Origin of the sequence: Paraburkholderia sp. BR14320 (genome assembly GCF_040948665.1) — a bacterium.
GTDB lineage: Bacteria > Pseudomonadota > Gammaproteobacteria > Burkholderiales > Burkholderiaceae > Paraburkholderia > Paraburkholderia youngii.
Genome location: NZ_JBFPKG010000004.1, coordinates 1 through 12125, shown reverse-complemented (window position 1 = coordinate 12125; position 12125 = coordinate 1). Strand labels below are relative to the sequence as shown.

The 12125-nt window shown below is 64.1% G+C and carries 13 protein-coding genes and 1 pseudogene; 4 read left to right on the top strand and 10 right to left on the bottom strand.

Going from position 1 to position 12125, the window contains the following annotated elements:
• Nucleotides 1–2 precede the first annotated feature (2 nt).
• The gene (locus AB3X89_RS05565; protein WP_368582243.1) at nt 3–461 is read right to left on the bottom strand and encodes a DUF2844 domain-containing protein; all 459 of its coding nucleotides are present in this window, start codon (nt 459–461) and stop codon (nt 3–5) included.
• 417 nt (nt 462–878) lie between these two features.
• On the bottom strand, nt 879–1304 hold the full coding sequence (gene phaP / locus AB3X89_RS05560) for a TIGR01841 family phasin (RefSeq protein WP_368582242.1): 426 nt from the start codon (nt 1302–1304) through the stop codon (nt 879–881).
• An 826-nt stretch (nt 1305–2130) separates the two neighbouring features.
• On the opposite strand from phaP, the gene AB3X89_RS05555 reads away from it, so the two are divergent.
• Entirely contained in the window at nt 2131–2922 is a 792-nt protein-coding gene (locus AB3X89_RS05555) for a DUF4410 domain-containing protein (RefSeq protein ID WP_368582241.1), read from the top strand.
• 98 nt (nt 2923–3020) lie between these two features.
• Here AB3X89_RS05555 and AB3X89_RS05550 read toward each other — a convergent pair whose 3' ends face one another.
• The 5 genes from AB3X89_RS05550 to AB3X89_RS05530 form a co-directional block, all read right to left on the bottom strand.
• Entirely contained in the window at nt 3021–3452 is a 432-nt protein-coding gene (locus tag AB3X89_RS05550; protein ID WP_368582240.1) for a response regulator, read from the bottom strand.
• Nucleotides 3453–3839: 387 nt separating this feature from the next.
• Nucleotides 3840–3977 (bottom strand): hypothetical protein, encoded by a 138-nt coding sequence (locus AB3X89_RS05545; RefSeq protein WP_013092287.1) that lies wholly within the window; start codon nt 3975–3977, stop codon nt 3840–3842.
• Between the two features lie 57 nt (nt 3978–4034).
• Nucleotides 4035–4532 carry a universal stress protein gene (locus AB3X89_RS05540; RefSeq protein ID WP_368582239.1) on the bottom strand — a complete coding sequence of 166 codons (498 nt, stop codon included), beginning with the start codon at nt 4530–4532 and terminating at the stop codon, nt 4035–4037.
• A 38-nt stretch (nt 4533–4570) separates the two neighbouring features.
• The gene (locus AB3X89_RS05535; protein WP_368582238.1) at nt 4571–6370 is read right to left on the bottom strand and encodes a chloride channel protein; all 1800 of its coding nucleotides are present in this window, start codon (nt 6368–6370) and stop codon (nt 4571–4573) included.
• 482 nt (nt 6371–6852) lie between these two features.
• Nucleotides 6853–7170 carry a DUF1840 domain-containing protein gene (locus tag AB3X89_RS05530; RefSeq protein WP_368582237.1) on the bottom strand — a complete coding sequence of 106 codons (318 nt, stop codon included), beginning with the start codon at nt 7168–7170 and terminating at the stop codon, nt 6853–6855.
• Nucleotides 7171–7469: 299 nt separating this feature from the next.
• On the opposite strand from AB3X89_RS05530, the gene AB3X89_RS05525 reads away from it, so the two are divergent.
• The 3 genes from AB3X89_RS05525 to AB3X89_RS05515 all read left to right on the top strand — a co-directional run bounded on the left by AB3X89_RS05525 (nt 7470) and on the right by AB3X89_RS05515 (nt 10973).
• Nucleotides 7470–8636, top strand: coding sequence for an HPP family protein (locus tag AB3X89_RS05525; protein ID WP_368582236.1), 1167 nt, complete (start codon nt 7470–7472; stop codon nt 8634–8636).
• A 118-nt stretch (nt 8637–8754) separates the two neighbouring features.
• Nucleotides 8755–9171, top strand: a complete 417-nt coding sequence (locus AB3X89_RS05520; protein WP_176106657.1) for a MarR family winged helix-turn-helix transcriptional regulator — start codon at nt 8755–8757, stop codon at nt 9169–9171.
• 2 nt (nt 9172–9173) lie between these two features.
• Nucleotides 9174–10973, top strand: a complete 1800-nt coding sequence (locus AB3X89_RS05515) for a chloride channel protein (RefSeq protein ID WP_368582235.1) — start codon at nt 9174–9176, stop codon at nt 10971–10973.
• A 66-nt stretch (nt 10974–11039) separates the two neighbouring features.
• On the opposite strand, the gene AB3X89_RS05510 is transcribed toward AB3X89_RS05515, so the two are convergent.
• From AB3X89_RS05510 to AB3X89_RS05500, 3 genes and pseudogenes are all read right to left on the bottom strand, one after another.
• Nucleotides 11040–11351, bottom strand: a complete 312-nt coding sequence (locus AB3X89_RS05510; RefSeq protein WP_368582234.1) for a hypothetical protein — start codon at nt 11349–11351, stop codon at nt 11040–11042.
• A gap of 217 nt (nt 11352–11568) precedes the next feature.
• A pseudogene (locus AB3X89_RS05505) lies at nt 11569–11907 on the bottom strand (transporter substrate-binding domain-containing protein); the annotation flags it as partial.
• Nucleotides 11861–11983, bottom strand: coding sequence for a hypothetical protein (locus tag AB3X89_RS05500; protein WP_368582233.1), 123 nt, complete (start codon nt 11981–11983; stop codon nt 11861–11863). The gene AB3X89_RS05500 and the pseudogene AB3X89_RS05505, both read right to left, overlap by 47 nt.
• Nucleotides 11984–12125 lie beyond the last annotated feature (142 nt).

The window sequence follows — 12125 nt, the reverse complement described above, 5'->3', positions numbered from 1 at the left end:
CGTTATTGAATGACGCTGACGTCGACGCCGGCGGGCACCGCCTGCGGCAGATACGCGTAGCCGGTGAAGGCGCGCAGATGGCCGCTCGAGAACACCACGAGATCGCTGTTCGACACCGCGAGCGGCACGCCGCGACGCGTCGCGCTGGCGGCGACGTAGGCGTCGAACGATGCGCCGAGCATCGCCTTCAGATCGGGCAGCGTCGGGCCATCCCATGCGACGCCGAACACGATGCCGTTGGCCGCCACAAATTCGCGCACCTGGGTGCCGGACGGCAGCGTCAGCGCGTGCACCGAATAGGCGCCCTGCGCGCTGGCCGCATGAGCGACTGCGCGCAGGCGCGTCTGATCGCCGTCGACGGTGCTGGCGTTCTGGCCGAGCGTCGCGTGCGCGGCGAACGGCGACGCGCAGCATGCCCCGAGCACCGCGCAGGCAATGCGGGTAAGAAGCTTCGGATTCAAAAGATTTCCTTCGAGGTGAAAACGCGAAACCAGGGGCGCACACCTGATCGGCCAGGCCGGGTTGCCTTCACGCCGGTCGGGCTGCGTGAATGCGTCTACGGAAAGGCGGGGCGAAACTTTAAGTCAGGGGAATCGCACGCGGCAATCGTTTGCTATGCGATTTGAACTTTTGGAGGTTCCGGGATCGTTCGACTACCTTCGATCCGTGCGGACAAAGTCTTTTGGCGACAATGCTTTGGTTTTCTTCTGATATTTAGAAGCAGCAGGCTGTGGAAATTTCGGCCGTCGCGTGTAAATGCTGTGAATGAGGGCAGCGCTTTTTTATCGATGTAAGCGTCTGCCGAATAACGGGGCAAAAAAATCGCGGAGGGCTTGACGGCCCCCGCGACATAGATCGTTCGGAACTCGCGGCGTGCGCTACTTCTTCTGCTGCTGAAGAAGCGACTTCAGTTCCTGTACATTCTCCTCTACGCGTTTCGCGATCACCGCATACGACTCCGCCTGCGTCTGATACGCGGCTTGCGCGAGTTGCTGCATATCGGCGAGCGATTTGTGCAGGCTCTGCTGGATCAGCTCCGCGGTTTTGCTCGACGGCGCGGCGCCGGCCGCGGTGAGTTGCGCAGTCAGCGACTGCAGTTCGCCCAGCGTGCTGCGCAGCATCTCGGCCTGTTTCTGCGCGAGCGACTGCATCCCCTGGAATGCTGTCTGATTCGCCTGAACCAGCGCTTCCATGTCCTTGCGGCGTGCTTCCATGATGGCGGGTACGTCGAAGCCGGGGAGCTTGAACTGTTCCAGCATTTTGGTCAGATCGCCAAACGGATTGGCTGCATCGGGTCGGTCCATGCGAAATCCTCCTTGCGGTTGAAGACTCATCGCCTCTGCGCCGCCCGCACCAGGCGCGACGCCGATGCCGGCGGCTGCGTGTGCCGCGCCTGCCGCCACAGCGAGACGCTTTTGGGGGTCGCACGGCACATCGCAGCAATCATGCGCTATCCGGCTGCGTTGCGCCAGCGGCGCTCACCCTGACGCGCATTCGTGGACGCTGACGTGCATCGCGTCGAAGTTCGCGGCGCGCGCTTCGCGCATGCGAGCGCAATCGAGCGGTCGGTGCGTTGCCGCCTCTCGCCGATGGGTGGAAGCGCTCCCGCAGCCCCGCTCCGTGCGGCTTTGCGCGACTTCGTTGCCTGTCCCACATTGGCGCTTCACTGGCGCTTTCCATCTTCGGTCAGGTGATTACGATAGGAGCTCCGCAACATCAGGACAGGGTGAAGGAATGCGCTATCCAATGGACATGGCCATTGCCGCCGCCTTGCTCGTGTTCGTGCTGTGCTGCATCGTCAAGCTCGCTTTGAACTGATCGGCGGCTGGATCTCCGCGCCTTCTCTCTTCGCCATCCCCTCCCCGCCGTTTCGTGTCGCGCTTCGCTGCGGCTGCCCGCGCTTCGCGCCTTCATGTCGCCGTGACATCGCTCGAAATAATTGTTGAATGGAGTTAGGCGGCCCGCGCGCCCATACTTCGTTCGCTGCCGGTGCGTGACGAATCACAGACGCATGAGATCGAAAGGCTTCACGTGCGAATCCCTTCGCCGATGATCGACGATCCCACGGTTGCCCGATCATCGGCGCTGGACTCGAACCAACTGGCACCGCGTGCCGACGACAGGATCATCATGTTGACTTCAGTGAACTTCATCAAAAAGAACGCCGCCCGTTTCACCTGCATGGCACTCGTGTGCGGCAGCGCGCTGCTGAGCGGCTGCGCCGGCGCCAGCGTCACGAATCTGAGCGCGACGAGCACGTCCGCGACGGCCGACGCAGGCACGCAGTCGACGATGCATCCGGACACGATCTACGTGTACACGTTCGATGCCGATCCGCAGCAGGTCAAGCTCGATCACAGCGGCCTGCTGCAGAAACTGAAGACGCAGATGTCGGGTTCGTCGGACGCGCAGAAGCAGGTTGCCGATGCCGCCCAGGTACGCGAGCAGGTCGCCGACGAGATCGTCCATCAGCTGCAGGCGATGGGTCTGCACGCGGTGCGCACCGACGCGCCGGTGCCCGCCGGCCAGAACGTGCTGCTCGTGCAAGGCAGATTCGAGACGATCGACGCCGGCAATCGCCGCCGCCGTACGCTGATCGGCCTCGGCGCCGGCAAGAGCGAGGTGAGCAGCGCGGTGCAGATGGTCTACCAACCCGCGGTGGGCGCGCCGCGCGTCGTGCAGAGCTTCACGGCCAACGCGGACAGCGGCAAGATGCCGGGCATGGTCGAAACCGCCGGGGTCGGCGCGGCGGCCGGCACCGTCGCGACCGCGGCAGCGGCCGGTGCAGGCCTGCACGGCGTGACTGAAACGAAGCGCGCGGGCGTGTCGGACGATGCCAAGCGCCTCGCCGATGCGGTCGCGAAACAGATCGCGCAGTTCGGCGTCGAAGCCGGCTGGATGCAGACCGCGCGGAAAAGCTGAGCGGCTGAGCGCGGCGGGCTGCGCGCCCGGCTGAAAAGCGCGGCGGCGTGGAGAGATGTCCGCGCCGCCGCGTTTTTTTGTCGACGCGAGCGCCGTCGTTAACCGCGCCACAGCCGTCGCAACAATGCGAGCAGCGTGGCGGGCGCGGTGCCCTTCTGGCAATAGCCGTCGAAATTGTGGCGCTCGCGGCCGGTTTCCCTCACGTGATCTTCGTCCAGCGACGTGAACGCGACGATGCCGAGGCTGTGCGTCGGCAGATAGCGGCGCAGCGCGCTCGCCGTTTCATAGCCGTCGCGCTCCGGCATCATGATGTCGAGTACGACGACGTCGGGAACCCAGTTGCGCACGCAGCGCAGCGCCGCCGTGCAGCCGGTCGCGGCGCGCGCCTCGACGCCCTCGTAGGACAGCCAGGTGGCAAGTGCTTCGGCGGCGCTCTCGTTGTCGTCGACGACGAGCACGCGCGGCACGTCGTGCAATAACTGGACCTCTCGGGCGCTCCATCTCTGGCAGGTAGTCGAATTTCGTGACATGTATGGCGGCCTGCGATTAAACCTTTGGGCGGGTAGCAAACGCTGTACCGTCCTCGCGGAGCCGTCAAACCGCGCATCACGGCGTCATGACGCCATCGGAAACACCCACTTTTGCCATCTGTTCTGTAAATCGTTGCAGTTCTTCAATAGGAACGATTCGCATTTGAACGATAATCCGGCCGGACCTTTCGTTCCTTGCGCGGACCGGACCCAAGGTGCGCCGCGTACGTTCCTGTGGTCGATCAGCACCGACTTCCGATCGTCAGACGCACAGTCGGTCGCAGGTGCCAGGAGACTCGCAGGCATGACAAAAACGCTGCCAGGTTTTCGGGCCTGGCAGCGTTTTAGCATTTACGCGCGAATTGAACGGCGTGGCGCCGCCCCGCGTCACTCGACCGGCGGTTCGCCTTCGGGTTTCTTTTTCGGCCGCTGCGCATCAGCGGCGCGCTGCGGCAGCTTGCTCTTTTCGTTATCGCTGTGCTTGACGGGCTGGGGATGATTGAACTGTTCGTCGACGACTTTCATGGTGTGCCTCCGTGCCAACGCAACACAACTCGCAACTCAACACAAACAACACGACGCTCATGAATGTTCGGCGGACCGCTCGGTCTCGCCCGTGCCTGCGACTGCGGCCGGCGCATCGGCTGCCGCGCCCATCGTCACCAGCACGCTGCACGTCACGCGATCGAGCAGCAGCCCGTCGTGCCGGCCGCCCCACCATCGCGCGAGTCCGTGACTGCGACGATGACCGACGACGACCAGATCGGCCTTCAGGTCGTTAGCGAAAAACGGAATCTCATCGAGTGGTTCACCGATCGCGAGATGACCGGTCGCGCGAATTCCGCGCGCGGCGAGTTTCTGCAAGCCCTCGTTGAGCAGCGCTTTGGCGGATTCGTTGATGAAGTCGACCGGCACTGCGGACGTGATGTCCGCGCCCTGCATCCACGCCGTATTGTTGAGCACGGAAAGCAGGTGCACTTCCGCGTTCAGATCTTGCGCGAGAGCGGCACCGTCCTTCAACGCGTGTTGTCCTTCGCGTGTTCCGTCGTAACAGAGAAGAATGCGCTTGAAGCTCGACATGAGAACCTCCTTGCGCCGCGCGGCAAGTCGTCAATTAATTATATGTCAGTGGCCACCGAATCCCTGCCCTGGAATAGCGAAATGCGCCGGAACCGTTCGCGCTCGCGTTCCTCGTTGAAGATCGACAGCGAGGGTTTGACGAGATCGTGGCGTGACACGATGCCGATCAGCCGATAAGTGGATGTATCGGCGACGACCGGCACGCGATCGAGCGAACGCGCGGCCAGACGCGCGGCGACGTGCCGGCAGGTCTCTTCCGGCAACGCGATGTCGAGCTGCTCGCTCGCGAAGTTCGCATCGCTCGCGCACAACTCTCCGACCGTCGCCGTCGCGCGACCCTCGTCGAGCGCCGCGCTCAGCATCCCCCGATCCGCCATGCCGACAAGCCGCCCCGCCTGCACCACCGGGTACGCGCGATGAATCTGCGTCGAGCCGAAGTACTGTGCGAGCGCGTCGGCGACGCTGAGGCTCGCAACGATCGTCTTCACCGTGCGCGTCATCACTTCATCCACGTGATGACGCTCGAGCGGATCGATGCCGTACTCGCGATAGATGTGATATCCGCGTCGCGCGATCTTCTCCGTCAGAATCGAGCGGCGCATGAACAGCACCGTGAAGCCGTACGACACCGCGGCGGCGGTCAACAGCGGCAGCAATGCATTCGCGTCGTGCGTCAGTTCGAACGCGAACACGACGGCCATGATCGGTGCGCGCATCATGCCGCCGAGCGCCGCCGCCATGAACACCAGCGGCCAGACCGCGGGGTCGCCGCCCGGCATCGCCGGACCGAGCACCGCGCCGACGCCCGCGCCCATCATCAGCAATGGCGCGAGCACGCCGCCGGACGTGCCCGAGGCCAGCGCGATCACCCAGATCACCGCCTTGACCAGCACGATCGCCAGCACGACCTTCACGGCGAGGTGATGCATCAATAGATCGCCGATCACGTCGTAACCGACACCCAGCGTGCGCGGCTGAAAATAGCCGCCGATGCCGACCGCGATGCCGCCGAGCGCGGGCCACCACATCCAGTGAAACGGCAGCCGCGCGAACGCGTCCTCGACCTTGTAGAGCAGCGTCGACAATCCCCACGACAGCGCGCCGCCGATCAGCCCCGCGAGCGCGCACGACGCAAGCCCGAGCGCGCCGAGCGGCAAGGTCTGCAGCGGAAACAGCGGGCCGCTGGCCAGAAATAGCGGCCGCGAAAAACCCGCCACCGCGCACGACACCGCAACCGGCAGCAGACTACGCGGCCGCAATTCGAAGAGCAGCAACTCGACCGCGAGCAACACGGCGGCGACCGGTGTGCCGAACACCGCGGTCATGCCGGCGACCGCACCCGCGACCAGCAGCGTTTTGCGCTCGCTGCTCGACAGATGGAAGAACTGCGCGATCAACGACCCGAGCGCGCCGCCCGTCATGATGATCGGCCCTTCGGCGCCGAACGGTCCGCCGCTGCCGATCGCGATCGCCGACGCCAATGGCTTCAGCACGGCGACCTTCGGCGACATTTTGCTCTTGCCGAACAGGATTGCCTCGATCGCTTCGGGAATACCGTGCCCGCGAATCTGCTCCGATCCGAAGCGCGCCATGAGCCCGACGATCAGACCGCCGACCACCGGCACGACGATCACCCACAGCCCTAGCATATGACTGCGCGGCGAGCGGTTCGCGATCGACAACGTCTGAAAGAAGAACAGGTTGGTGAAAAAGCGGATCAGGTGCAGCAGGAAGTCCGCGGCGAAGGTGCTCAACAAGCCGACCACGGCGGCAATCACCGTGATTCGCAGAAGCCGGGTATCGGTGGCGAAGTCGCCTTTTGACGCGTGGGTCTGCACTGCCGCTCCTCATGGTCGGATCGAGATAGGGAATGGGTGTGCCGTCGTAACAGCATCGCGCGCGCATTAGCCGTACCTGAACGCATGCGCTTGTTCGGCGCGGCGATCAGGAACGCCGCGGGCTATGACTCCGGCCACAGAAAGAAAACATGAGCAGCGTTTGCCGCGGGATCGACTGGCAAACCATGGCTGTGCGACCGAGGGGTCCATGCCTCGTGCGGCGAACCGTTCGGCCATTTCACGAGCACCACCGCTCCACTGGACAACTGGTCGACAACGGTGCCGCCATACACGCCGATCACTTTGCTTCGCACCCCGGTGTCGCGCGACGCGGCACATGGGTCGCGCATCGGCTGCTGGTATCGTCCGGTTTCCTGCGCAGGTGAGAACGCATGGGCAAGCGGGACGGCGCAAACCGAAATAACGAGGATTGCGAAGCGTCGACGCGACGTCAATCGTTTCATCGCGATTCCCTCGACGAACTACAGCCCCCAGATGATGTCCGCGTCCGAGTCGCGCGCCGCACGCATCATGTCCAGAAACGGCCACGCGCGCTGCGACAGCCGGTTACGCGACTCGCGCTGATTACTCGTTGAACAGTGCAATGCTTCGAGCGTCGTTTCCGCGGCCGCGTCTTCGGTGATGGCGGCTTCGAGACGATCGATCGCGCGGACCAGCTCGTCGTGGCTGATGACGCCCCGCTCGCCGAGCCGCTTGCCGATCAGTCCTAGCAGATATTGCGCGAGATCCCTCAGCATGACGACGTCCGGCGACGCCGTCGATTGAAATGTGATCATCATGATGGCTCCCTTATCGGTCTATCAGGCAACCGGCCAACGAGTGCTGCCACTCGGTCACCATCATTTTATATCACAACGTGATAAACAAGAACGTGAGGCTTGGCGATTTGGGGCCAGGCTGAAGGACGTCGGCCCGCGCTCGACTGTCTGCGATATGCGACAGATTTCGCGTGTCGCGCGGGGGCTGGAGAACTTTTTATATCATATTGAAATATAATCATGACCAGACTGTATTCGCGTTGCCAGGGTTTCCCCGGTAATGTCGGGCCCGGCATCATCGACTACTTTCCGCTCCTATCTTGTCCCGCTCTCCTGCTCTCGGCTGGCTTGCCAGCTTTCTCCCCGCACCGGTCACCGTGAAGTGGCACGAGCGTGCGCGTTCGTGCCTCGGCGCACTGCTCGGCATCGCGTTCACCGGCGGTCTGATGTATCTGCTGCTCGGCCCCACCGCCAACATTCCGCTGCTGGTCGCGCCGATGGGCGCCTCCGCAGTGCTGCTGTTCGCGGTGCCCGCGAGCCCGCTCGCGCAGCCGTGGTCGATCATCGGCGGCAACCTCGTGTCCGCGACGGTCGGCGTGACCTGCGCGATGCTGATCGGCGATCCGACACTCGCGGCCGCCCTCGCGGTGGCGCTGTCGATCTCCGGCATGTTCGCGCTGCGCTGCGTGCACCCGCCGTCGGGCGCGGTCGCGTTGACCGCGGTGCTGGGCGGCCCGGTCATTCATGCGCTCGGCTACCGCTTCGTGCTCGAACCGATCGCGATCCAGTCGGCCGCGCTGCTGTTCGCGGCGCTCGTCTATCACGCGGCAACCGGCCATCGCTATCCGCATGCGGGACGCCAGGACCGCGCGACGCCGAACCAGGCCGCCGACGAAGCCGCGCGTGTCGGCTTCACCCGCGACGACGTCAAGGCCGTGCTGCGACGCCGTGACGAAATGCTCGACATCGGCACCGACGACCTCTATTCGCTGCTGCGCGAAACGCAGCTGCAGGCTTTCTCACGCAGCTTCGACGAACTGCGCTGCGAAGACGTGATGTCGCGCCATGTCGTGTCGGTGTCGCCGGGCACGCGCGCCGCCGCCGCATGGGAGCTGTTCAGGCGCCACAACGTGAAGGCGCTGCCGGTCGTCGATGTGAAGCAAAAGCTGCTCGGCATCGTCACGCGCGCCGATTTCGTCGACAGGAAAAAGTTCGGCGCGCTCGGTCCGATCCTGAACTACTTCGACGGCTGGCTGCGCGGCGATGCGCTTCGCACGTCGAACGTCGGCAGCTTGATGACCACCGACGTGTGCACCGTCGCCGCCTCCGATCCGATCACGGAACTCGTGCCGATGTTCGCGAACTACGGACACCACCACGTACCGGTGCTCGATCGCGCGGGGCGCGTGGTCGGCATGATCACGCAGGTGGACCTGATCTCCGGCCTGTATCGGCAGACCGCCACCCAAGCCCGCGAGGCGGCCTGATTTTCAGTTAAAAGAGCAAGGAGACCTGCCGTGCGATGCCGTTGCCACGGCCGCAATCCACTCAAATACATCATGCCGTGATATATTTTCGGCTTTTCTTCTCAACGGTGGATATCTCATGAAAGTACGGACTCGCAAGCTCGTCAAGAGCGATTTCGAGCAGTTGTCGGAGTTTCGCTACCAGATGCGGCGCTTCGAGCGCTTCTCGGAGCAGGCCGCGCAGAACGAGGGCATCACGCCGTTGCAATACCTGTTGTTGCTGCATATCAAGGGCTATCCCGAGCGCGACTGGGCGACCGTCGGCGAACTCGCGGAGCGTCTGCAGGCGCAACATCACGGCGTCGTCGCACTGGTATCGCGCTGCGAGGCACTGAGTCTCGTGCGCCGCCAGGTCAGCGAAACCGATCGTCGCCAGGTTGAAGTACACATCGAAAAAGCGGGAGAACGGGTACTCGAGCGGCTCGCGGAACTGCATCGCGCCGAATTGAGATCGCTCGAAGGCTCCTTTCAGATTCCTCAGATCGACCTCGACTAACCATGAGCATGGATTCCCACAAACGCGACTTCGCGGCAAATGCACGGCTGCCCGGCATTTTCGCGCTCGCCGCGTGCATCGGCCTCGTCAGTACGTTTGCCGCTTTTGTTCTGCTGAACCTGATTCGCCTGTTCACCAACCTGTTTTTCTTCGGCACGCTGTCGTTCGTCGACCGCTCGCCCGCCACCAGTACGCTCGGCATCTGGGTGATCGGCGTGCCGGTGATCGGCGGCTTGATCGTCGGACTGATGGCGCGCTTTGGCTCCGAAAAAATTCGCGGCCATGGCATTCCCGAGGCGATCGAAGCGATCCTGTTCGGCAAGAGCAAGATGTCGCCGAAAGTGGCCGTGCTCAAGCCGTTGTCGTCGGGCATCGTGATCGGCAGCGGCGGGCCGTTCGGCGCGGAAGGCCCGATCATCATGACCGGGGGCGCGCTCGGCTCGCTGATCGCGCAATGCGTGAAGGTCACGTCGGCGGAACGTAAGACGCTGCTCGTGGCCGGCGCCGCGGCCGGCATGACCGCGGTGTTCGGCACGCCGCTCGCGGCCGTGCTGCTCGCGGTCGAGCTGCTGCTGTTCGAGTGGCGCCCTCGCAGCTTCCTGCCGGTCGCGGTGGCCTGCGCGGTCGCCGGCTTCGCGCGCGCGATTTTCTTCGGTACAGGTCCGCTGTTTCCGCTGCAGACCGCCGCGCCCGATGGCTGGTCGCTGCTGTCATGCGCGGTCGCGGGCGTGTTGTCGGGCGCGCTCGCGTCCGGCCTGTCCGCCGCGCTCTACAAAGTGGAAGACCTGTTCGGCAAGCTGCCGATCCACTGGATGTGGTGGCCCGCGCTCGGCGGCATCGTCGTCGGCATTGGCGGCTGGCTCGAACCGCGCGCGCTCGGCGTCGGTTACGACGTGATCGGCGATTTGCTGCATCAGCACATCGCGGTGCAGGTCGCGCTTTTGCTGCTGACCGTGAAGGCGGTGATGTGGGTCATCGCGCTCGGCTCGGGCACGTCCGGCGGCGTGCTCGCGCCGCTGCTGATGCTCGGCGCCGGACTCGGCACGGTACTCGCGCACTGGCTGCCGGGCAGCGAGCCGGCGCTGTGGCCGCTCGTCTGCATGGCCGCGACGCTTGGCGCCACGCTCGGCGCGCCGCTGACGGCCATCGTGTTCGCGTTCGGCCTCACGCACGACGCCAACGCGCTGCTGCCTCTGCTGACGGCGACGCTGATCGCGCACGGCTTCTCCACGGTGGTGATGCGGCGCTCGATCATGACCGAGAAAATCGCGCGACGCGGATATCACATCTATCGCGAGTACGGCGTCGATCCGCTCGAGCGCCACTATGTCGACGAAGTGATGACCGCCTCGGTCGAATCGGTCGATGCAGCCACGACGGTCGGCGCAACGCTGCAAACGCTATTCGGCGCGAACCAGCTGCGCCGCGCGTATCCGGTGGTACGCGACGGCGCCGTGATCGGCGTGGCCGACCGCCTGTCGCTCGAACGCTTCTGCGCCGAGGACCCGGAGCGCAAGCGCGCGATGACGCTCGCCGACGTGTTCGCGCAGCACAACACCGCCTTTGCGTTTTCATCCGAAACCTGCCGGCTCGTGGCGACGCGGCTCGCCGTGCTGGGACTCGAACGCCTGCCGGTGGTCGCCGATGGCAACAGCATGCGTCTGATCGGAATCGTGTCGCGCAGCGATCTGGTCAAGCCGTCGCTCGCTCACTTCGAAGAGGAACACAAACGGGAGCGGTTCCGTCGGATCGGGCCGTCGCTCGGCAAGCGGCGCTTCGCGCCGGTTCGTAAAGCCAGCTGAAAAACCGCGGCAATAGTCGAAGGCCGAGTCCCGTGAGGGCTTCGGCCTTTTTATTCGCGCATGCAGCTATTTGCCCGCGCCGCGCGACTCGACGCAACCCAGCACGAGCGTGTCGCCCGATTTCGCGCCGGGACCCAGCGCCGCGGTGTGGAAGTCCGCGTGGTCGCAATGCCATTCGGCGCGGAAGTCGCGTGGGCATGCCAGCGTCGTGCCGCCTTTGTGCAGGCCGGGCAGCGGGTAGTCGCAAGTTTCCCGTCCGTTGCAATGACGCTCGAGTTCGCGAGTCAGGTTGCCGCGCGGCGCGCCGCAATTCTCGCCATAGGTGCCCGATACGATCGTGATCGCGCGCATGGGCGCGTCAGCGTTGGCGGACACCATGAATACGCCGCTTGCTAACGCTAGCGCGGCAGGAAGGATTCCACAGAGGAAAACCCGTCCGCGCCGTGAAGTTTCCATCGGCTTCTTCACTTTTCACCTCCGTTGCCGCTATAGGCGACGCTGAACAGAAACGCGCCGCCTATAGCCAGGTATAGAGTAAAGAGCCAAACACTGCCACGCAGAAACCGATTCCTGCATGCAGTCGCGGCAAAAGCCGTTATTCGAGCGCCTTGTCGTTCGGCTGCGCGCACAGTTGCTTCAGCGAATCGCTCATCGGAAAGTCGAAGCTGATGTTCTTCGGCGGCGCCGGCTTGACGAACCAACGGTCGTACATCGTGTGGATTTCGGGTCCTTTCATCACCTGTTCGAGCGTGTCGTCGACGAGCTTTCTGAACTCGGGATCGTCGCGGCGCAACATGAAGCCATACGCTTCCGACGATTGCGGCGTGCCGGTGATGATCCAGTCCGACGGCTTGGCGGTCAGCGTGCGCGTGCCGGCCAGCAACACGTCATCCATCATGTACGCGACGGCACGGCCGCTTTCGAGCGTGAGGCGCTCCGTCCTGGCGGCTTGACTGCAGACGACCTTCATAGAATAGCTCGCTTACCAGCTGGCCAATATGCTCGTCCATGCGATGCTGTGTGGTCACAGGTACTGGTCATCTTTGGCGATGTAAATGAAGTCGGCCCGGTCGAACCGACCGTCAGCCTTTGCACCGGAGGTTTGGCTCTTTGGCACCAGCGCCGCAATACCCGCGTCGTCGCACGCCTTGA